At 68.8% G+C, this 21,283-nt stretch carries 18 protein-coding genes and 1 pseudogene; 4 read left to right on the plus strand and 15 right to left on the minus strand.

The features are described from left to right. Nucleotides 1-136, minus strand: a pseudogene (locus F3J10_RS22680) (electron transfer flavoprotein subunit beta/FixA family protein); the annotation flags it as partial. A gap of 400 nt (nucleotides 137-536) precedes the next feature. Here F3J10_RS22680 and F3J10_RS22685 point away from each other — a divergent pair. Then, nucleotides 537-1,115, plus strand: coding sequence for a methyltransferase domain-containing protein (locus F3J10_RS22685; protein ID WP_025102066.1), 579 nt, complete (start codon nucleotides 537-539; stop codon nucleotides 1,113-1,115). A 34-nt stretch (nucleotides 1,116-1,149) separates the two neighbouring features. Here F3J10_RS22685 and F3J10_RS22690 read toward each other — a convergent pair whose 3' ends face one another. Continuing rightward, a complete protein-coding gene (locus F3J10_RS22690; protein WP_025102067.1) occupies nucleotides 1,150-1,455 on the minus strand; it encodes a hypothetical protein in 306 nt (101 codons plus the stop codon). 336 nt (nucleotides 1,456-1,791) lie between these two features. After that, on the minus strand, nucleotides 1,792-2,835 hold the full coding sequence (gene mgrA, locus F3J10_RS22695) for an L-glyceraldehyde 3-phosphate reductase (protein WP_167243037.1): 1,044 nt from the start codon (nucleotides 2,833-2,835) through the stop codon (nucleotides 1,792-1,794). Between the two features lie 331 nt (nucleotides 2,836-3,166). On the opposite strand from mgrA, the gene F3J10_RS22700 reads away from it, so the two are divergent. Further along, nucleotides 3,167-4,246 (plus strand): beta-propeller fold lactonase family protein, encoded by a 1,080-nt coding sequence (locus F3J10_RS22700; protein ID WP_167243038.1) that lies wholly within the window; start codon nucleotides 3,167-3,169, stop codon nucleotides 4,244-4,246. A 40-nt stretch (nucleotides 4,247-4,286) separates the two neighbouring features. Here the strand turns inward: F3J10_RS22700 and F3J10_RS22705 are convergent, their stop codons facing one another. From F3J10_RS22705 to F3J10_RS22725, 5 genes are all read right to left on the minus strand, one after another. Further along, nucleotides 4,287-4,991, minus strand: coding sequence for a ribonuclease activity regulator RraA (locus F3J10_RS22705; protein WP_013697657.1), 705 nt, complete (start codon nucleotides 4,989-4,991; stop codon nucleotides 4,287-4,289). Nucleotides 4,992-5,060: 69 nt separating this feature from the next. Beyond that, nucleotides 5,061-5,846 (minus strand): SDR family oxidoreductase, encoded by a 786-nt coding sequence (locus F3J10_RS22710; RefSeq protein WP_036051880.1) that lies wholly within the window; start codon nucleotides 5,844-5,846, stop codon nucleotides 5,061-5,063. Nucleotides 5,847-5,912: 66 nt separating this feature from the next. Further along, complete coding sequence (locus F3J10_RS22715; RefSeq protein ID WP_025102071.1) at nucleotides 5,913-6,722, minus strand: NAD(P)-dependent oxidoreductase; 810 nt, start codon at nucleotides 6,720-6,722, stop codon at nucleotides 5,913-5,915. 13 nt (nucleotides 6,723-6,735) lie between these two features. Further along, a complete protein-coding gene (locus tag F3J10_RS22720; RefSeq protein WP_167243039.1) occupies nucleotides 6,736-8,283 on the minus strand; it encodes an altronate dehydratase family protein in 1,548 nt (515 codons plus the stop codon). A 49-nt stretch (nucleotides 8,284-8,332) separates the two neighbouring features. Beyond that, nucleotides 8,333-9,457 carry a mandelate racemase/muconate lactonizing enzyme family protein gene (locus F3J10_RS22725; protein ID WP_166914419.1) on the minus strand — a complete coding sequence of 375 codons (1,125 nt, stop codon included), beginning with the start codon at nucleotides 9,455-9,457 and terminating at the stop codon, nucleotides 8,333-8,335. Between the two features lie 130 nt (nucleotides 9,458-9,587). Between F3J10_RS22725 and F3J10_RS22730 the strand changes: the two genes are divergently transcribed. Further along, on the plus strand, nucleotides 9,588-10,463 hold the full coding sequence (locus F3J10_RS22730; RefSeq protein ID WP_013697652.1) for a LysR family transcriptional regulator: 876 nt from the start codon (nucleotides 9,588-9,590) through the stop codon (nucleotides 10,461-10,463). Nucleotides 10,464-10,508: 45 nt separating this feature from the next. On the opposite strand, the gene F3J10_RS22735 is transcribed toward F3J10_RS22730, so the two are convergent. Continuing rightward, the gene (locus F3J10_RS22735; RefSeq protein ID WP_167243040.1) at nucleotides 10,509-11,798 is read right to left on the minus strand and encodes an MFS transporter; all 1,290 of its coding nucleotides are present in this window, start codon (nucleotides 11,796-11,798) and stop codon (nucleotides 10,509-10,511) included. 459 nt (nucleotides 11,799-12,257) lie between these two features. Beyond that, entirely contained in the window at nucleotides 12,258-13,301 is a 1,044-nt protein-coding gene (locus F3J10_RS22740) for an AraC family transcriptional regulator (RefSeq protein WP_186042743.1), read from the minus strand. A 70-nt stretch (nucleotides 13,302-13,371) separates the two neighbouring features. On the opposite strand from F3J10_RS22740, the gene F3J10_RS22745 reads away from it, so the two are divergent. Next, a complete protein-coding gene (locus tag F3J10_RS22745; protein WP_167243041.1) occupies nucleotides 13,372-14,568 on the plus strand; it encodes an MFS transporter in 1,197 nt (398 codons plus the stop codon). A 123-nt stretch (nucleotides 14,569-14,691) separates the two neighbouring features. On the opposite strand, the gene F3J10_RS22750 is transcribed toward F3J10_RS22745, so the two are convergent. The 5 genes from F3J10_RS22750 to F3J10_RS22770 form a co-directional block, all read right to left on the minus strand. Further along, complete coding sequence (locus F3J10_RS22750; protein WP_167243042.1) at nucleotides 14,692-15,858, minus strand: PDDEXK nuclease domain-containing protein; 1,167 nt, start codon at nucleotides 15,856-15,858, stop codon at nucleotides 14,692-14,694. A 381-nt stretch (nucleotides 15,859-16,239) separates the two neighbouring features. Then, complete coding sequence (locus F3J10_RS22755; RefSeq protein ID WP_240155684.1) at nucleotides 16,240-17,751, minus strand: serine hydrolase; 1,512 nt, start codon at nucleotides 17,749-17,751, stop codon at nucleotides 16,240-16,242. Between the two features lie 11 nt (nucleotides 17,752-17,762). Beyond that, nucleotides 17,763-18,848 carry an ornithine cyclodeaminase gene (locus F3J10_RS22760; RefSeq protein WP_167243043.1) on the minus strand — a complete coding sequence of 362 codons (1,086 nt, stop codon included), beginning with the start codon at nucleotides 18,846-18,848 and terminating at the stop codon, nucleotides 17,763-17,765. 28 nt (nucleotides 18,849-18,876) lie between these two features. Continuing rightward, complete coding sequence (locus F3J10_RS22765) at nucleotides 18,877-19,998, minus strand: succinylglutamate desuccinylase/aspartoacylase family protein (RefSeq protein WP_025099814.1); 1,122 nt, start codon at nucleotides 19,996-19,998, stop codon at nucleotides 18,877-18,879. A gap of 133 nt (nucleotides 19,999-20,131) precedes the next feature. Beyond that, nucleotides 20,132-21,100, minus strand: coding sequence for a LysR substrate-binding domain-containing protein (locus F3J10_RS22770; protein WP_166914430.1), 969 nt, complete (start codon nucleotides 21,098-21,100; stop codon nucleotides 20,132-20,134). Between the last annotated feature and the right edge of the window lie 183 nt (nucleotides 21,101-21,283).

The raw sequence follows: 21,283 nt of genomic DNA on the forward strand, positions 1-21,283 counted from the left end.
CCTCTTCCACCGCGATCTCATCGAACGGGTTCATCGACATCTTCACGTTCGCGATATCGACGCCCGTTCCGTCCGACTTCACGCGAACCTTCACGTTGTAGTCGACCACTCTCTTTACCGGCACCAGAATCTTCAATGCATGCTCCTTCCCAGCCCAGGCTGGCTTGTATTGAACCGGCCCATTACACGTGGATTCGGCGGTTTCGACCACTACCAATTAGCTTTGCCGGTCATAGCATGGGCCTATTGGCCGGGCACGCGAATTGCCCCCTGGCGCCGCCCAACACCGCCGATGAAGCTTTCATGTCGATTGGCTGACGGCAGCGACAGGTCCAGCGCCGTTCGCCGGGAAAATTGCAACCATCCATGACGAAGCTCGCATCGACGCCCAAAACGATGCAACACTACGCATCGCCTTGTATTCCATGGCCGGCACGCCGCATGCGCGCCGGCCGTCGCGTTCCCTCTTCCGTTCCGGCGCCGGCCATGCCTCGCGGCACGGCCGGCGCGCGTCACTCCCATGAGGTGTCCGTCACATGCGAACCCGAAGCGCATCGTCCGACCTGTTGTTCTTCCTGAGGTCGTGGTTCGAGAACCCGATGAACGTGGCCGCGATCGCGCCCTCCGGCGAGCCGCTGAGCCGCCTGATCACGCGCGACATCACCGGCATCGACGGCCCCGTGCTGGAACTGGGCGCCGGCACCGGCGTGTTCACGCGGGCCCTGCTGCAGCGCGGCCTGGCCCAGCGCGACCTGATCCTGGTGGACAACAGCGAGCGCTTCGGCAGCCTGCTGGCCGAGCGCTTCCCCGATGCGAAGATCGTGATCGGCGACGCGGCCGCGCTGGCACCGCTCGGCGTGGCGCTGCCGCAATCGGTCGGCGCGGTGGTCAGCGGCCTGCCGCTGCTGTCGATGCCCAGGCCGAAAGTGGCGGCGATTCTCGAAGGCGCGTTCCACTACCTGCGCGAGGATGGCGCCTTCCATCAGTTCACCTACGGGTATCGCTGCCCGATCCCGCGCCGCACGCTCGACGCGCTGGGCCTGAAGGCCAGTTGCGTGGGCCGCGTGATCCGCAACCTGCCGCCGGCCGCCGTCTACCGCATCACGCGCAAATGAACGACCGGGGCGCCGCCCCGCAGCACCCTGGGCTTCAGGAAATCGCCTTGCCGCAATCCGCCGCGACCACGCCCGTGTAGCGACGGTCGGGATGCAGGCGCGCGTAGTGGCAGCGGCGCATCGAGATGAACCTGCGGTATTCCGGGGGCGAGGGATAGGTCTGCTTCTCGTCGGCCGCGCTGACACCGCGCAGCCAGGCATCCACCAGTTGCGCCTGCACCCGGTCGCGCGCGGCGGCCGGTGCCGACAATCGAGACAATTGCGCGTCCGAAGCGTGGACAAAATTGGCCGCGGCGGCCAGCAGCGGCACCATGGCCGCGCCGATCAGGAATTTCTTCATTGGGAATCCTCGATATGCGAGGCGGCCCGGCGCACGACCGCCCCTCGGCCGCATCGATATCGGCCGATAGGGAAATTCGTCACCTCCGTGAGCGGAGATCGACACGAGACGATCGGCGCGCCTGCTGGACCGATCGGGCACCAGCCTAACGAAGCGCCGGGCTCGTCGTCTGAAGAATGGGGGACGTGAAAATGAAGATTTCTTTTGATGACGGCTTGCCGTCGGGCTGTTACGCCTGCCCGCGGCAGCCTGCATCGCGTTGCGCCAGGTGCCGCGCCCTTGCGGCGCGGCGGCGGGGATGAGCGGCGGGACGCGCTCGCGCCCCGCCGAGGCGCATCAGTTCGCGCCGATGCCCGAGGACACCTTCCAGATATCGACGTTGCCGTCCTGCGCATGACGGTCGATCTCGGCCAGTTCCTCGGCCGTGAACGAGAGCTGCTTGACCGCATCGAGCGAATCGTCGAGCTGGGCCACCGTGCGCGCGCCGATCAGCGTCGAGGACACGCGAGCATCGCGCAGCGTCCAGGCGATCGCCATCTGCGCGAGCGTCTGGCCACGGCGCTCGGCGATCGCGTTCAGCGCACGGATCCGCTCCAGGTTCTGCTCGCTCAGCATGCCCGCGTTCATCGAGCCGCTGCGCGCGACACGCGCGTCGGCCGGCACCTCCTTCAGGTACTTCGAGCTGAGCAGCCCCTGCGCGAGCGGCGAGAAGCCGATGCAGCCCACGCCGAGTTCGTCGAGCGTCTGCAGCAGGCCGTGCTCGATGCCGCGGTTCAGCATCGAATAGTTCGGCTGGTGGATGAACAGCGGCACGCCTTCCGATTCGAGGATCTTGGCGGCCTGGCGCGTCAGTTCCGGCGAATACGAGGAGATCCCGACGTAGAGCGCCTTGCCCTGCTTGTGCAGTTGCACCAGCGCGCCCATGGTTTCGTCCAGCGGCGTATCCGGATCGACGCGGTGCGAATAGAACACGTCGACGTAGTCGAGCTTCATGCGGCGCAGGCTCTGCTCGCAGCTCGCGATCAGGTGCTTGCGCGTGCCGGTCGGGCCGCCGTAGGGGCCGGGCCACATCGCCCAGCCGGCCTTGGTCGAGATCACCAGTTCGTCGCGATACGGCTTGAAGTCGGCGGCGAGCCAGCGCGCGAAGTTTTCCTCGGCGGAGCCGGCGGGCGGGCCGTAGTTGTTGGCCAGATCGAAGTGCGTGACGCCGCGATCGAAGGCGCGGCGCAGGATCGCGCGGCCCGTCTCGAACACGTCCACGCCGCCGAAGTTCTGCCAGAGACCGAGCGAGATCGCCGGCAGCACCATCCCGCTGCGGCCGACCCTGCGGTAGGGCATGGCGTCGTTGTAGCGATTCGAATCAGCCAGATACTGCGTCATGGATGTCTCTCCTGAACCGTTGAAGGCACTTGCGAAAACGGCGAGTGTAGAGGCCTTCGTCGCCGGCGGGAAATTGATTGTGGAGATTGCATCCATCTATTTCCGGAATAGATCGACCGCGCGAACGGCCGGGATCAGATTGGACAGGCCGGATTCTGCACCAGAAACAGGGCGAGCGGCACGGAACGCAAGAATCGCTATCGACTCAAGCAAACGGCGGCGGCTTGGAGGCGAACACCGCCCACGCGATACTGGCGCATCCCGCTGCGCCTGCCCTGCTGCATCGACCCACGAGGAGGCGCCGTCGTTCGTCCCTCCCTGCGCCCTTTCCATGTCGAAGACCCTGACCGTCATCGTTTCGAATTCCATCAGCGCCGACCTGAGCGTCTACCGCCTGGACCCCGATGCGCCCTCGATGCAGGCCGCCGGGCGCCACCCGCTCGGCCCGCAACTGATGCCGCTGGCGATCGCATCGGATCGCTGCACGCTGTTCGCCGCGCTGCGCAGCACGCCGCCGGCCATCGCGCGATGCCGGCTCGATCCCGGCACCGGCCAGCTCGCGACCGACTACCGGCTCGACGTCGGCGCGGGCCACGTCTCGCTGGCGATCGATCGCGCCGGGCGCTTCCTGTTCGGCGCCTCCTACGGCAGCCACCAGTTGGTGGTGCACGCCATCGCCCGCCTCGACGAAGGCGATGCAAGCCCGCTGCAAACGCTCGAAGGCATTCGCAACGCCCATGCCGTGCTGGTCTCGCCCGACGACCGCCATGTCTACGTCACCTCGCTGGGCAGCGACGCCCTGCTCTGCTGCTCGCTCGATGCAGAACGCGAGGCGCCGCTCGAGATCGTCGACACGCTGGCCTTCGACAAGGGCTTCGGCCCGCGCCACATGCGCTTCTCGCCCGACGGCGCCTGGCTCCACGTGCTCAGCGAGTTCCGCGCGACGGTAGCCGTGTTCCGGCGCGACCCGCGCACCGGCAGGCTCAGCCGCCACCACGTCACGACGCGCCCGCCCGAACTCGCGGCGATGCGCGACGGCCAGGCCCGGCCGCCCGCCACCGAGCCGCAACCCGATCCGGCCACGGTGGCCGGCGCGATCTGGGCGGCCGACCTGCAGGTGCGCCCCGACGGCCGTTTCGTCTATCTGTCGGAGCGCACCACCAGCCGGCTGTTCGTATTGCGCGTGGAGGCCGACGGCACGCTCGCGCATGCGGGCGCCGTGTCGACCGAAACGCAGCCGCGCGGCTTCGCGATCGATCCGGGCGGGCGCTGTCTGGTCGCCTGCGGCGAGCATTCGCCCCAGGTATCGCTCTACCTGATCGATGCCGCCTCGGGCCTGCCGGCCCTGCATTCGCGCCATCCCGGCGGCCAAGGCGCGAACTGGGTGGAGATCGTCGCGGGCGGGGCCTGACGCAAGCGGGCAGGCCGGGGCAAGCCCGGTGCCCGCCCGCTCACAGGCCGCGCTTGTACGCCTCGTAACGCGCCTTGTTCTCCTCGTTCGGCGGATAGAGTCCCGGCAGCGAGGCGCCGTTGCGCACCTGCTCGATGATCCAGCCTTCCAGCCGCTCCTGCTCCACCGCGGCCGCCGTGATCTCGTCGACCAGCGCGGCCGGGATCACCACCGCGCCGTCGGCATCGACGACGATCAGGTCGTTCGGGAACACGGCCACGCCGCCGCAACCGATCGGCTCCTGCCAGTTCACGAAGGTCAGGCCCGCCACCGAGGGCGGCGCCGCCACGCCGCTGCACCACACCGGCAGTTGCGTGTCGAGCACGCCGGCCACGTCGCGCACCACGCCGTCGGTGATCAGCGCGGCCACGCCGCGTTGCTGCATGCGCTGGCAGAGGATGTCGCCGAAGATGCCGGCGTCGCGGATCCCCATCGCGTCGACCACCGCGATGCAGCCGCCCGGCATGGCCTCGATCGCCGCGCGCGTCGAGCGCGGCGAGGACCAGGATTCCGGCGTGGCGAGATCCTCGCGCGCCGGCACGAAACGCAGCGTGAAGGCCCGGCCGACCAGGCGCGGCTGGCCCTCGCGCAAGGGCTGCGCGCCGCGAATCCAGACATTGCGCAGGCCCTTCTTCAGCAGCAGGGTGGTGAGGGTGGCGGTCGTCACGGACGACAGCGTGTCGATGATGCCTTGCTCGTCTGCCATGGCAGCTCCTTGCAGCGAGGCCGCGCCGTCTCGCGACGCGCGGCCCCGGGTTCGATCGGGAATCGGGACTCAGATGCTGGCGACCAGGCCGCCGTCGATGCGCACCACCGAGCCCGTCACATAGGCCGCGCGCGTGCTGGCCAGGAAGGTGACGACGTCGGCGTACTCGGCCGGCTCGCCGTAGCGGCCCAGCGGAATCGAGGCGGTGCTCTCGGCGCTCACCTGCTCCACCGGCCGCCCTTCGCGGCGCGCCTTGGCCTCGTCGAGGAAGCGGATCCGGTCGGTGGCGATGCGCCCCGGCACCACGATATTGGCCGTGATGCCGTCGCGCGCGACCTCGCGCGCCAGCGTCTTCGACCAGCCCAGCAGCGAGGCGCGCAGCGCATTGGACATGCCGAGGTTCGGGATCGGCGCGATCACGCCCGAGGAGGCGCTGGTGATCACGCGGCCCCAGCGGCGCTCGCGCATGCCGGGCAGCACCCGATCGGTAATCGCGATCACCGACAGCACCATCGACTCGAAATACTTGCGCCAGGCATCGCTCGGCTGGCCCGAGGCCGGCGTCGGCGGCGGGCCGCCGGTATTGTTGACGAGCACGTCGACGCCGCCGAAGCGCGCCTCGATCGCCGCCACGTGGCGCTCGATCGAGGCCAGGTCGGACAGGTCCCAGTGCAGCGCGAGCACCTCGGCGCCCATCGCCTCGACCGCCTGCTTCGATGCCTGCAAGGCCGCCTCGTCGAGATCGGCCAGCACCAGCCTGGCGCCTTCCCCGGCCAGCGCCGTCGCGATCGCGCGGCCGAGGCCGCCGCCGCCGCCCATCACGAGCGCGGTCTTCGTGTTCAAACCCAGATCCATGTGCTTGCGTTCTCCCGGCCCTCGGGCCATGTGGTGGATAACAAAGATGCCTGCCGCGCCGCCGGCTCAATCAACCTGGTCGGGATCGCCCGTGTACTCGACGCGGCAGCCGAAGCCGCCATGGAACAGCGCCTCGAGTTCGTCCTCGGCGGCCGAGCCGGCGAGAATCCCGGCCGCGTGGCGCTCGGCATCGTCCTCGGGCCGGTAGCCGAGCCAGCGCGCATTGGCGTTGTCCCAGCGGTTGCGCGCGTTGTCCGACACGCCGTACACGACCACGAAGTGATAATCCGGATGGTCGATCGCGCGGCGCACCAGTTGCACCGTGTCGCGATGGCTGATCCAGGTGTAGAGATGGCGCGGCGCGCTGGGCCGGTCGTCGGGGCGGAACGAGCCGATCCGCAGGCAGGCCACCGAGAGCCCGTGCTTGTCGGCATAGAGGCGCCCGAGCGCCTCGCCGAACACCTTGGACACGCCGTAGCGGCTGTCGGGCCGCGGCTGGACCTGGTCGTCGATCATGCGATCGCGCCGATGGAAACCCACCGCGTGGTTCGAGCTCGCGAAGATCAGGCGCTTCACGCCGGCCAGCCGCGCCGCCTCGAACACGTTGTAGCAGCCCTCGATGTTCATGCGGCGGATCCGCTCCCAACTGTCCTCGTCGGGAATCCCCGCCAGGTGCACCACGCAGTCGATGCCGTCCATCGCGCGCAGCAGCGCATCGGGATCGTTGATGTCGACCGTGACGACCTGCTCGCCCTCGCGCGCCGGCTGCTGCTCGGCGATATCGGCCAGCCGCAGCAGCGGATAGGCCCCGCGCAGCCCCTCGCGCAGCACGCGGCCGATCTGCCCCGCCGCGCCCGTGATCAATACCTTGCTCATGTTCCCGTTCCTCTCAGCTCATGATGCCGATCTGCCAGGGCACGAACTCGTGATCGCCCAGGCCCAGGGTCTCGCTGCGCGTGCGCTGCCCGGAGGCGGTCGCCAGCAGCGCGTCGAAGATCTCGCGCGCGCAGCTCTCGATGGTGGCCGTGCCGTCGAGGATGCCGCCGCAATTGAGGTCCATGTCCTCCTGCAGCCGCCGGTACATCGGCGTATTGGTGGCCAGCTTCAGCGAGGGCACCGGTTTCGCGCCGAACATCGAGCCGCGCCCGGTGGTGAAGGCGATCAGGTTCGCGCCGCCGGCGATCTGCCCGGTGGCCGAGACCGGATCGAAACCCGGCGTGTCCATGAACACCAGGCCGCGCGCGCGGACCGGCTCGGCATAGCGATAGACCGCCATCAAGGGGCCGGTGCCGCCCTTCATCGAGGAGCCGATCGACTTCTCGAAGATATTGGCGAGACCGCCGACCTGGTTGCCGGGGCTGACCTTGCCGTTGATCTGCACGTCGCGGCCCACCGAGTAACTGTCCTTCCACCAGCGGATCCGCTCCACCAGTTGCTCGCCCACCTCGCGGCTCACCGCGCGGCGCGTGAGCGTGTGCTCGACGCCGTAGATCTCGGGCGTCTCGGACAGGATCGCGGTGCCGCCGTGCCTCGCCAGCAGGTCGACCGCGGCGCCCAGCGCCGGGTTGGCCGTGATCGAGGAAAAACCGTCCGAGCCGCCGCATTGCAGGCCGACTCGCAGCTCGCTGGCCGGCACCGCCGTGCGCGCGACGCGGTTCGCCTCCGGCAGCAGCGCCGCCACGGCCGCGATGCCCGATTCGATGGTGGCGCGCGTGCCGCCGGTCTCCTGCATCACGAAGGTATGCAGGCGCGCGTTCGGCTGCAGGCCTTCCTGCTCCAGCAGGCCGCCGAGCTGGTTGCGCTCGCAACCGAGCCCGACGATCACGGCCGCGGCCAGGTTGGCATGACGCGCATAACCGGCCATGGTGCGCCTGAGCAGGGCCATCGGCTCGCCGCTCATCTCCATGCCGCAGCCGATGCCGTGCGTGAAGGCCACCACGCCGTCCACGTTCGGGTAGTCGGCCAGCCGCTCCGGCGTGAAGTGCGCGGCGATCCGGTGCGCCACAGTGGCCGAGCAATTGACGGTGGCCAGCACGCCGATGTAGTTGCGCGTGCCGACCTCCCCGTTCTCGCGCACGATGCCCATGAAGCTGGCGCGCTCGGCCTCGGGCACCGGCTCGACGGCGCGGTAGTCGGCGCCGAAGGCATAGTCGCGATCGAACTCGCGGAACGTCAGGTTGTGGCTGTGCACCAGGGTGCCGGCCGCGATCTCGCCGGCGGCGAAGCCGATCACCACGTTGTACTTGCGGATCGGCTCGCCCTCGCGAATGCTGCGCGCAGCGATCTTGTAGCCTGCCGGCACCTGGCTGCGGCAGGCCACGTCGCCGATCGGCAGCGGCGTGCCGATGCCGATGTCGATGCGCGCGATGACGACATTGTCGTCGGGATGCAGCCGGATCACGGGGCCGGCCACGGTCTTGCCCGAGGTGGAAATCATGGTCTCGATCGATGGCGAGGATTGGGTTCGCAGCGTGCTTGGCGAAGGCTCAGTGAATCCGCGTCCAGCGCCCGTACTTCGCGACCTCGCGCTCGTCGAAGCCGAAGCCGAGCCCCGGCGTCTGGTGCAGGATCACGCGACCGTCGCGCTGCGTGAGCTGGGTATCCACCAGACGGCGGAAGTTCAGCACCTGGTCGTCGGGGAAGAACTCCACGTAGCGCGCGTTCGGCGTGGCCGCCACCAGCGGCGCGTGCAGGTCGTGGAACCAGTGCGGGCACATCTGCACGCCATGGCTGGCCGCGGTGGCCGCGATGCGCCGCCATTCGCTGATGCCCCCGCATACGGCCGCGTCGGTCTGCAGGATCGCGGCCGCGCCCGCCTCCAGCAGCGCCTTGTGATACCAGCGTCCGTAGCCGATCTCGCCGGTCACCACCGGGATCCGCGTGGCGCCGGCCAGGCGCGCGTGGTTGTCGATGTCGTCGGGCGAGAACGGCTCCTCGACGAAGTACGGGTCGTAGGGCTCGAGCCGGTTCAGGTACTGCAGCGCCTGGGGCACGTCGGTCCAGCCGTTGTTGATGTCGAGCATCAGCTCGACGTCGGGGCCGATCGCCTCGCGCGCGGCCCGCACGCGTGCCTCTTCCTCGCGCGGCGAGAGCCGCCCGCACTTCATTTTCACGGCGCGGAACCCGGCCTCGACATAGGCGGCCATTTCCTCGCCGAGATGGCCGGGCGTCTTGCCCTCCAGGTAGTAGCCGCCGCTCGCGTAGGCCGGCACGGTGTCGAGCTGGTTGGCGCCGAGGTACTTGTGCAGCGGCAGGCCGTGGGTGCGCGCATTGAGGTCCCACAGCGCCGTGTCGAGGATGCTGATCGCCCGCATCACGGTGCCGGCGCGACCCTGCAGCAGCGCCTCGTCGTACATCGCCTGCCAGAGCCCCTCGCTCGCATAGGAATCCTTGCCGATCAGCAGCGGCGCGAGCAGTTGCTCGACGGCCGCGCCCAGCAGGCCGCCGGCCGCGCTGCCGACGTAGCAGAAGCCGATCCCCTCGACCCCATCGGTCGAGCGGACCTTCACCAGGCCATAGTGGCGAACCGCGACGGTTCGGGTGGCAAATGAGGTCACGCGGTCCAGCGGCACGGCCGCCGCGCACACCTCGATCGATTCGATCATCGGCATCTCGTCTCCTCCGTCGAAGGCGGTCCGGAATGGCCGCCTATCAGGGTTAATGTCATGAGGGTTAGTGTGATGGCGGCCGATAGTCAAAGGAAGTATCCTCTGGCTTCTTCAAAGCATAGAATTTTTATCGATGGACTCCCGCTACCTGCAGAGCTTCGTCTATGTGGTCGAACTCGGCTCGATCGCCGAAGCCGCACGGCGCCTCGACCTGACGCCGGCCGCGGTGGCGCAGCGGGTCAAGATGCTGGAGCAGGAGCTGGGCGCGCAACTGGTGCGCCGCTCGGGCCGCACGGTGGCCACCACCGAGGCTGGCGAGCGGATCCTGGAGCGCTCGCGCGCGATCCTCCACGATATCCGCGACCTGAAGTCGGACCTCGCCGACAGCGCCTCGCTGGCCGGGCAGCTCAGGCTCGGCGGGATGGCCACCATGATGACGGCCTTCATCCCCGGCGTGCTGGCCGAGTTGCTGGCGCGCCACCCCGGCATCGATTTCTACCTGGAGCCGGGCACCTCGCTCGATCTCTATCGCAAGGTGGTCAACGGCGACCTCGACGCGGCCCTGGTCGCGCATCCGCTGTTCAACATCCCCAAGAACTGCGACTGGCACACCTTCCGCGAGGAAGCGCTGGTGCTGCTCACGCCGGCGGCGATGCGCGTCACCGATCCGCATCGCACGCTGCGCAGTGAGCCCTTCATCCGCTACGACCGCAACGTGGTGGGCGGCCAGCTCGCTGACAGCTACCTGCGCCAGCACGGCATCCATACCAACCAGCGCTGCGAGCTTGACGGGCTGGCGGCGATCGCCGCGCTGGTCGATCGCAAGCTCGGCGTCTCGCTGGTGCCGGACTGGAACCTGCGGCCGCTGACCGAGCTGTCGCTGGCGAAGTGGTCGCTGCCGCATGCTTTCATGAAGCGCCAGGTCGGGTTGATCTGGAACCGCTCCTCGGCGCGCGTGCGACTGGTGCAGGCCTTTCTCGGCGTGGCTGCCGAACGCTCGACCGACTGAAACCGGCCAGGCCGGTCAAGCGCGGGTGGGCCGTCGCGCTTGCCCTCACTCCACCGAATGCGCGTGCGCGACGCGCATCGACATCACGTTGCGGATGCAGAGCACCATCGCCAGCGCGCCGGCGAAATCGATCAGGGCTCCGAACAGGAAGGCGCTGCTGTAGCCGCCGAAGTACTGGATCAGGAAGCCGGTCAGCGCGGGCCCGACGATGCCCGACAGGTTGCTCAGGAAGTGGATGAAGCCGCCCACTCCGCCTTGCCGATGCAGCGGCAGGATCTCGTGCTGGATCGCCCAGATCGACTGGCAGGAGCCGGTCAGGAACAGCAGCGCCGCGCCGATCAGCGCCACCGCCGTGACCAGCGAGCTGGCCGAGGTGATCAGCAGCACCGCCACGCCCGACAGCGCGAGCGGGATGGTGGCCACCAGCTTGCGCGCGAGGATCGGGTCGTCCATCCGGCGGTAGATGAAGTCGCCCACCAGGCCGCCGCCGAAATAGCCGATCGCGCCGCAGATCCAGGGGATCGACGAGACCAGGCTCATCGACTTGAGGTCCAGGTGCCGCTCGGTGGTCAGGTAGCTCGGCAGCCAGGAGATGAACACGTACTGCGTGTAGTTGACCGCGAACAGCCCGGCGCCGAGCGCGAGCGTGCTGGGCCTGCGCAGGTAGCTGCCCAGCGTGGTGCCGGCCGGCTCGGCATTGCGCACCTCGGCGCTGGCGCGGCTGTCCTCGATCAGGCGCCGCTCGTCGCCGCCCACGCGGCGGTTGGCGGCCGGCTTCTCGGTCACCAGCCAGCGCCAGCAGGCGATCCACACCAGCCCGAGCACGCCGATCACCACGAAGGAGATGCGCCAGCCGAAAGCCAGCGCGACCAGCCCGATCACCGGCCCGGCGATCGCGTTGCCGAGCGTCTGCCCCGAGAAGGTGAAGCCGATCATGGTGGCCGCCTCGTGGCGCGGGAACCAGTTCGAGATGGTGCGATTGGTGTTCGAGCTCATCGGCCCTTCGCCGATGCCGAACAGCACGCGGTAGACCAGCAGCGAGACGAAGCCGGTGGCGGCCGCCGTCAGCGCGCAGAACAGCGACCAGACGGCCATCGCCCAGGTGAACACGCGCCGCGTGCCCCACTTGTCCGACAGGTAACCGCCGAGGAAGGAGAAGATCGAGTAGCCGACGAAGAACACGCTGAACACGATGCCGAGCTGCGAGGGCGAGAGGTCCAGCGACTTGCCGACCAGCGGCGCGACGATGCCGAGCGCGGCGCGGTCCATGTAGTTGATCGCGCCGGCCGCGAACAGCAGGCCGGCGACCACATAACGATACCTGCGGAAATTCATCGATGTCTCCATGGTTCGGTGTCGTGGCGGCGCGGGGGCGGGCCCGGGCGCGCGACACGCGGCGCGGCGGTGCAGCGGTGCGGCTCGTGTCGGTCTGGAGTGTGATGGCGGGGCCGGCGCCCTGAAAGCAAGCACCGATTGATTCAAAAGATAAAAATTCTTTCGAGCTTGGCGCGCGAGCCGCGACGGCCGTGGCTTGCGGGGCGAGGCGGCCCGCGGGCGAGACGGGAACACGAGGGAAAATACCGAGGCGCCGCGCGCCTGGGCAAGCGGTCATGCGCGGCGCGGGCGTCGCCGGCTTGTCAGCGAGTGGTCAGCAAGCGGCCAGGAAGCCGGCGGCGAAGCGCGTCGCGCTGGCGGGACGGAAAGGCAGGAGCACGAAGCAGCGGCGCAAGGCGGAAGCGCAAGGCGGAAGCGCGAGACGGAAGCCCGAGGCAAAGCCGGGCCGAAACCGCCCCCTCAGCCGCCCAAGCCCTCGCCCTGGGCGCGCAGCGCCCCCGGCGGCTGCCCGATGGTGCGCTTGAAGGCGCGACTGAAGGCGGCCAGCGAGCCGTAGCCGAGCCGGTAGGACACCGCCTCGATCGGCTCGCGGTCGCGCGCGATCCATTGCGCGGCCAGCCGCATGCGCAGCTCGGTCAGGTAGCGCAGCGGCGTCATGCCGGTGGCGGCCAGGAAACGCTCGGCGAACACCGAGCGTGAATTGCCTGCCTCGGCGGCCAGCTCGGCGACGGTCCAGTTGCGGCCCGGCTCGCGATGCAGGGCCACCAGCGCGCGGCCCAGGCGCGGATCGCGCAGCGCCTGCACCCAGCCGGCCGCGTCGCCGCAGCCGCACTCCACCCAGCCGCGCACGATGAAGGCCGCCACCACGTCGGCCAGCCGCGCCAGCACGGCCGCGTACCCGGCGCGCTCCGAGCAGGACTCGCGCTCCATCGCGTCGAGCATCGCGCGCAGCTCCGGATAGCGGTCGAGCAAGGTGCCCACGTGCATGATCCCGGGCATCGAGGCCACCAGCGGCTGCATGCCGCCCAGGTCCAGCTCCATGCAGCCGCAGAAGATCAGCACGTCGTCGCTGATCTCGCCCTTCTCGAGCCGGCCGCCGTGCATCGCGTTGATCGCTGCGATCGACTCGCAGATGCGCGTCGCGTCGAGATCGGCCAGCGAGGTGCAGCTCACCCCGGGCGCCGACAGCAGCGCATGCTCGCCGCCGCGCGGCATCAGCACCGCGTCGCCGGCCTTCAGCTCCATGAGCGCGCCGCCGCCCGCGTCGCTCCCGTCACGCAGCAGCATCGAGCCGCGCGCCACGAAGTAGAACACCCCGCACTCGGGCGGGTTCTGGAAGCGCAACCCGAACGGCGGCGCGACGTGGATCCGGCGGTACTGCACGCCCTTCAGGCGCATCCCCAGCAGCAGTTCGCTGACCAGATCGTGGGAATCGGGGTCGAATTTTGAAAGATCGGGCATGATTTCCGGACGAACGATCAAGTTTTGCGGATTGTATGTCATAGACCGTCAGGCTGCCGGCCCGTAATCTGTGCGCCTGTCGTAAACCCTAACCGGAAGCCTCATCAAGAACATGGACATCGGCACCCCGACCTCCTCCGCGACCGTGATCCCGGTCGAACGCGCCTCCTGGAGCGCCGTCTACGCCCTGGCGCTGGGCGTGTTCGGGCTGGTCACCGCGGAATTCCTGCCCGCCAGCCTGCTCACGCCGCTGGCCGCCAGCCTCGGCATCACCGAGGGCACCGCCGGCCAGGCGGTGACCGTCACCGCCGCGGTGGCGCTGGTCACCAGCCTGCTGATCGCGGTCCTCACGCGCGGCATCGACCGGCGCCGCGTGCTGCTGGCCTTCTCGGTGCTGCTGGTGATCTCCAACCTGCTGGTGGCCTCTGCCGGCAGCTTCCTGGCGATCCTGCTCGGCCGCGTGCTGCTCGGCATCGCGCTGGGCGGCTTCTGGACCATGTCGGCGGCAACCGCGATGCGGCTGGTGCCGGCCGCGATGGTGCCGCGCGCGCTGTCGATCATCTTCAGCGGGGTGGCCGTGGCGACCATCGCGGCGGCGCCGCTGGGCAGCTATTTCGGTCATCTGATCGGCTGGCGCAACGTGTTCTACGCGGCCGCCGCGATCGGCGCGCTGGCCCTGGCCGCGCAGTTCGCCAGCCTGCCCGCGATGGCGCCGAGCGGCACCACGCGCCTACGCACCCTGCTGGACGTGCTGCGTCGCCCGACGGTGGGCATCGGCATGTTCGCGGTGACCCTGGTATTCACCGGCCACTTCGCCTTCTTCACCTACCTGCGGCCCTTCCTGGAGGACGTGGCCGGGGTGGGCGTGAACGCGCTGTCGGCGATCCTGCTCGGCTACGGCGTGGCCAACTTCCTGTTCACGCCGGTGGCGGGCCGCGCGCTGGAGCGCGGGCTGCGGCCGATGATGATCGCGATGCCGGCGCTGATGGTGGTGCTGGGCGCGGCGCTGGCGCTGTTCGGCAAGCTCACCGCGCTGGACGCCGTGCTGGTGGCGCTGTGGGGCGCGGCCTTCGGCGGCGTGCCGGTAGCCTGGTCGACCTGGGTCACGCGGGTAGTGCCCGACGAGGCCGAGAGCGCCGGCGGCCTGATCGTGGCGGCCATCCAGCTGGCCATCTCGCTGGGCGCGGCGGCCGGCGGCGTGGTGTTCGACACCAATGGCGCGACCGGCGTATTCGTGGCCGCCGCCGTGGTGCTGGTGGTGGCGGTCACCACCATCGTGGCCGGCGTGCCGGTGCGTGGGGAGTCCTGAGAAAAGAGCGGTTGCTGCTCACACCGTGCCGGACTCCCGAATTCGGTGCGCAGCCTTTGGGCTGTTCCGCACGGTTGACACGAACAAAAGCTCGGCTCGACGGCGGAATGCCCTGAGATTCGGCTACCGCTTGTCGTTCTTGAAAGGCGGCGTTCCGCGGGATTCGAGCAGGCGTCGTGTGTTCTCCAGCTCTTTTTGCAGCAACGCTGCATTCGGCAGCACCGTCCGGTAGTTGGCTGCCATGATCTTGGTCGGCAGGCCATCCAGCGCATACCGCGCCAGGGCATGGCCCTTGTCGGCGCAGAGAATCAGCCCCACTGGCGGGCTCTCGCCCGGATAGGCCCAATGCTCCTTGGCGTAATTGCAGTACATGTGCATCTGCCCCACATCGGCATGGGTCAGGCTGCCCAGTTTCAGGTCCACGATGACCAGGCAGCGCAGCTTGCGGTGGAAGAGCAACAGGTCCACTCGATACCAGGTCTGATCGATGCGCAACCGACGTTGCCGACCTACGAAGGAAAATCCTTCTCCCAACTCCAGCAGGAAGTCCTCCAGCCTCCGGATCAACGCCGCTTCCAGATCAGACTCCGAATACTCGTCCTTGAGGTCGAGGAACTCCAGCACATACGGGTCCTTGATCGCGTCGCCGGGCACGACGACATCCTCGGGCCTGGCCACGGCTGCCTTGGCCAGCATCGCGGCCTTGTCCTTGGACAAGGCCGTGCGTTCGTAGAACTGACTTCCGATCTGACGGTCGAGCTGGCGCACGCTCCAGCCACTGCGCAACGCCTCGACCTCGTAGAAATGCCTTGCATGGTCATCCTTGACCGACAGCAGTCGAACATAGGCCGACCAAGGAAGTGCGAAAACCTGGGCCAGTTCGGAGAGGTGGAATTTCCGAGACGCTGTCTCGGATTTTTCTGCGCGCGGTCCTTTCCCGGATTTCCGAGACGGTGTCTCGGGAATTGCGGCCGCGGGGTATGTGAGGAAGAAACGCCGCATGTTCTCCAGGTTGTCCGGGCTGAACCCACGCCCGAAGCGGGCAGTCAGATCGGTGGATAGTCGCGCCATCAACTGCTCGCCATAACCGGCCCGGCGCTTGCCTTTCTGCTCGGCTTCGACGATCCGGCGGCCAATCTCCCAATAACTGGCCGTCATCAGCGCATTGACACTGCGCGCCGCAGCCCGGCGCGCACCATTAAGCAGTTCCACGATGCCGCCGTGAATGCCGGCATAGCCCGACGGCAAAGCGGCGGGCTTCCGCGCCGCCGCACGCGTCTTCCTTGTCATGCTGTCGCCTCCATGGAATGGGATGTCCAGTGCTTGCCAGCGGCCGGCTCGTCAGCCGCTCGGCTGGGTCCCGCGCCGCGTTGCCCTCGGTCTGAACATAATGCATAAGCATCGCCGCGGTCTTGTGGTCTGTCAGCTTCATGACCATCTGGACAGGCATGCCATAAGGCATATGTCGGGCGAATTCATCAGGCGACGGCGGAACGTGGAGGCAATCTTTCGTCCAGGGGGTTATAGAGAACAGGAGGCCGGGCGTCACGACATCCGACGGGTCGACCCTCATGGCAGGGTCGTGCCGTATCGGCTGCGGACATGATGAAACAAAAAAGGGCAAGCGCCGGGAAACCGGTGCTTGCCCTTCTGCTTTCGGCAGCCGCTCGCTCAGGACGCCGCGCGACGGCCGCTCAGGTCCTTCAGCGCGAGCGCGCCGCTATTGATGTTGACCGAGCGCCGCAGCGTCACGCGCTCGCCGTCGAACTCGCATTCCACCAGGTCGCGGAAGGCCGTCTCGGGATAGAGCCAGACCATCCTCAGCGTGGCCTCGTCGACCCAGCCCGCGCGCGCCACCACCGGGCTGTCCTGGAAGCGATAGCCGTGATGCAGGTCGGCGCCGGGCATGTCGGTGGTCGATTCGATCCAGCGGCCGAGCCCGGCCGTCACGACATGCTCGCCCTCGCCGTCGACCAGCCGGCACTCGCAGCGCCCCCCGGCGAACAGCAACCGCAGCTCGCTCGCGTCGCCCTCGTTCGGATCGAGCGCGAAACGCCATTCGCCGACGGCCGGCGCGTCCGGCCGCTCGGCCTGCGTATCCTCGAAGGCCCGCTGCCACGGCGAAGCCGCCTCGGGCGACTGCCAGCGCGCGAGCGCCGCATCGAGCGCGGCATCGGCCGCCGCGCCATCGAAGGGCGCCTCGCGGAACGCCGCCGGCAGGTGCCATTCGATCAGCGGCATCAGGCGCTTGCTGCCCTTGATCGCGCCGGTCACGGCCAGCGTCACGCCGGCTTCCGGGAACACGCGCACCAGTTGCACGAACTTGCCGATCGCGCTGTAGCTGCCGCCGTCGTGCACCCACCAGTGATAACCGTAGCGATTCGAGGCCTCCTGCGCGCGCGTGGCCTCGGCCACCCAGGCTTCGGGCAGCACGCGCCGCCCTTCCCAGACGCCGCCCTGCGCATGCAGGATGCCGAGCTTGAGCAGGTCGGCGGTATGCGCCCACAGGCCGTTGCCGCCCGGATTGATGCCGTCGGTGCCGATATCCCAGGTTTCGCCGCCGATGCCGAGCGGCGCGAACAGGCGAGGACGCAGGTACTCGTGCATGGTCTCGCCGGTCACGCGGCTGACGAGCGCCGACAGCATGTAGCTGGCCGCGCTGGTATAGACGAAGTTCGAACCCGGCGGCGTGTCCACCGGAATCGCGAAGAAGGCCTCGATCCAGCTGCTCGACATCCGCCGCCAGACCGCCCCCGACGTCTCGCCGGCATGGCCGGTGCGCATCGTCAGCAGGTCGGCCACCGTCATCGCGGCGGCCGGATGCGGGGCCGGCGGCGCCTCGGCGAAGAAGTCGCCGAGCCGGTCCTCGAGCCTGAGCCGCCCCTCCTCGATCGCGAAGGCGATCGCGCAGGCCGTGAAGCTCTTGGCCACCGAATGCAGGTTGCGCAAGCGGTCGGCGCGATAAGGCCAGCGCCAGCCCTCGGCGATCACATGGCCGTGCCGATGCAGCATGAAGGCGTGCAGGTCGAGGCCGGCCTGCTCGACATCGTCGAGCCAGGCCGCGATCGCGCCCGCGTCGACGCCCATCGCCGAGGCGCGAGCGCGCGGCAGGCCGTCGTCGAACCGCGTGCCCGGGGCGGGAGCGCCGTCGCTCATCCCCGCGGCGGGGAACGTGGTGGTCATGATGGCTCCGTTCAGAGCATCGCCGCGTTCATCGCGGCCTGCGCGCGCGAGGCCACCGCGTCGAACAGCGCCGGCACCGAGGGCGAGGCGATGTACTGGTAGAGATCCTTGGGATCGTCGGGCGCCGGGATCAGGTCGATGTCCTCGCCCACGCCGAGCCTCTCGGCCATGTCGTGCAGGTAGCGCAGCGCCGAGAAATCCTCCAGCGCGAAGCCGACCGAATCGAACACCGTCACCTCCTGCGCGCTGGTGCGGCCCGGCTCCTGGCCGGCCAGCACCCGCCAGAGGTGCACCACGGGCGAGTCGGCCGGCAACTGCTGGATGTCGCCCTCGATGCGCGTCTGCGGCTCGAACTCCACCACCACGCGCGCGCGCGTCAGCACCTCGGCGTGCAGCTCGGTCTTGCCGGGGCAGTCGCCCCCCACCGCGTTCACATGCATGCCCGGCTCGATCATCTCCGGCGTGAGGATGGTGGCATTGGTCTTGTCGGCCGTGATGGTGGTCACGATGTCGGCGCCGCGCACCGCCTCGGCCGCGCTCGCGGCGCGGACCAGCGTGAGGCCCGGCGTGCCGCCGAGGTTGCGCACCAGCTTGTCGGTGGCCGCCGGGTCGACGTCGAACAGGCGCACCTCGTTGATGCCGAGCATGGCGCGGAACGCCAGGATCTGGAATTCGCTCTGCGCGCCGTTGCCGATCAAGGCCATGGTGCGCGCATCACGCCGCGCCAGGTAGCGCGCGGCCAGCGCCGAGGTGGCGGCGGTGCGCAGCGCGGTCATGATGGTGAACTCGCTGAACAGCACCGGGTAGCCGGTGTCGACGCGCGCCAGCACGCCGAAGGCCATCACCGTCAGCATGTTGATGCGGGTGTTCCTCGGATGGCCGTTGACGTACTTGAAGCCGTACAGTGCCGCGTCGGAGGTGGGCATCAGCTCGATCACGCCGCCCGGCACGTGGTTGGCCACGCGCGCAGACTTGTCGAATTCGTTCCAGCGCAGGTAGTCGTCGCGAATATAGTCCGCCAGCGTCGCGATGAAGCGCTCGGCGCCCGTCGCCGCCACCAGCTTGCCGATGTCGCTGACATCGAGATATCTCGTCATGGTCGGTTTCCTCAATGAATAGTCCGGATCAGGCACTGAGCAGGTAGCCCGTGCGTTGGCTTCGCTCTCCCGTCACCCGTCCGAGCGGATCGCCGGCGCGCACGTAGCGCACGTCGCGGCGCATGTAGAACATGCCGGCGCTGCTGCTGTGCAGACGCGTGCGCGTGCCGTCGATCGGATCGACGATCTCGAACATCGCGTCGCCCGGCTGCACCAGGCTGCCCGGCTGCACCAGGTGCACCAGGATGCCGGCCACCGGCGCGTGGAAGCGCTCGCAGCCGGCCAGCGGCGTGGCCGGATGCGGCAGCGGCGGCGGCGGCTCGACCGGCGCGTCGATCATGCCGATCAGCGACAGGTAGGAGACGATCGCCTCGGCATCCTGGTTCGCCAGTTCGTTGCTGACGTCGCGCTGGCCGCGATGCTCGACCGTCACCGAGACGGTGCCGCGCGGGATCGGGAAACGCGCGCCGTAGCGCTGCTGGAGCTGCCACCAGGTCAGGCTGTGGGCCTCGTCGAAGGACTGGCCGCCGGCGTCGATCGCCAGCAGCGAGGCGCGTGCGCCCAGGTAGCGCGCCAGCGGCTCGACGTCTTCCCAGATCGCCTCGCCCGTGTAGACGTACATGTCCGCTTCGCGCGAGCAGTGCAGGTCGAGCACGATGTCGGCGTCGACCGAGAGCTGCATCAGCTTCAGCTGCAGGTCGTCGAGCGTCTGGCGCGGCTTGATCGCGTCGAGCTCGGCGCGCCAGGCCTCGCGGATCACCTGGCGGTTGCGTTCGAGATCGTCGGTCAGGCGCCCTTCGACCGCATCGGCCACGCGCTCGCCCAGCAGCGGGAAGCCGCGGTTGAAGTTGCGCCCGCTGCCCAGGTCGAAGCGGCCGATCGGCGTGCCGAGCACGAACTGCGCGAGCCCGATCGGGTTCGCCGCGTTCAGCAGCACCACCTCGCAGCGCAGCCGCCCGGCGTCCTCGAGCGCCTGCAGCCGCTCCATCAGGCTGACGGCCACCAGCATCGCCGGCACCTCGTCGGCATGCAGGCCGGCCTGCACATAGACCTTGCGCTTCGCCTCCGACGTCCCGAAACGCCGCACGCAGAGCTGGTGCGCGATGCCGTCGGTATGGGGCAGCAGGGGAAGGATGTCGCGGGATGACATGAAGCGTGGCTCCTCGATTTCGTTGGGCCGTCGGTGGACGGTTGATGAAGACCGATGCTAACCACCCGAATTGGCGGCAGGAAGCCGGCTCGGGTCTATCGTGATCGCAAATTTCGATCACGGCCCGGGCCGGCTACATCAGGCCGTCGTCGTCCTCGTCCGGTCCCTCGCCATGCGGGGCGCCCTGCCCGGTCACGCCGCGCCGCAGCCGCGCATAGGAGGCCAGCATGCTGGCCAGCGCCTGCGCCACCGCGGTGGGCGGCGAGTTGCTGCGACGCACCAGGCAGATGTCGCGCGTGCTGAAGGTCTCGCGCACGGGAATCCGGATCAGCGCGCCCGAGAACAGCTTGAGATCGGCCAGCACGCCGGGGTCGACCGTCAAGTAATCGGTCTCGCTGACGAAGTACAGCGATTCGAGCAGCGTATCGGCGGTCAGCACGATCTTCGGCGCGCCCAGGCCGCGCTCGGTGAAGGCCTTGACCAGCCGGTTCGAGGCGAAGCCGGCGATGCCCTCGCGATGGAAGCCCACCCATTCGCAGTCGACCAGCTCGGCCAGCGAGGTGGCGCGGGCCTTGGGATGCCCGGCGCGCGCCAGCACGGCGGCCGAGGAACGATAGAGCCGATCGATTTCCAGATCGGCGTCGAGCACGTTCGGCGCCAGCGGGCACAGCGCGAAATCGAGGCGGCCGTCGCGAATGCGCTCGGTCAGCATCTTCGAGGCGCCGCTCGACACATGCACCAGCACGTTCGGGTAGTCGGCCATGAAGCGCTTGATCACCGGCATCAGCAGCTCGGCCAGCGGCTCGGAGGTCACGCCCAGCGCGATGCGCCCGCTCGGCTGGCCCTGCAGCTCGCGCATGTCCTGGTCGATCCGCTCGCAGTCGCGCAGGATCGCGTTGGCGCGCACCAGCAGGCGCTCGCCGAACGGCGTCAGGCTGATGCCGAGGTGCGAGCGCGTCAGCAGCGGCGCGGCCAGCTCCGCCTCCAGGCTCTGGATCGCGTGGGTCAGCGCGCTCTGCGCGATATTGAGCGAGCGCGAGGCGGCGCGGAAACTGCCCTGCTCGACCACCACGCAAAATGCCCTCAACTGGCTCAGTGTCATCTGCTTCTCCTGGTTGCTTGCCGTTCGCCACGGCCGCCGTTGCGCCGTTTCCACATCGCCGATCGCCGCCGAAGCCCGTGCCGGCAAGGCGATCGGATCAACAGATCGCGATGCCTGCGATCGGTCTTCCTGACAAAAAAATGCCTGCTTAGCATTCCTCCCGACCCAACAGGTCGGGGGCGG

The organism is Burkholderia sp. Cy-637 (genome assembly GCF_011753175.1).
Taxonomy (GTDB): domain Bacteria; phylum Pseudomonadota; class Gammaproteobacteria; order Burkholderiales; family Burkholderiaceae; genus Burkholderia; species Burkholderia gladioli.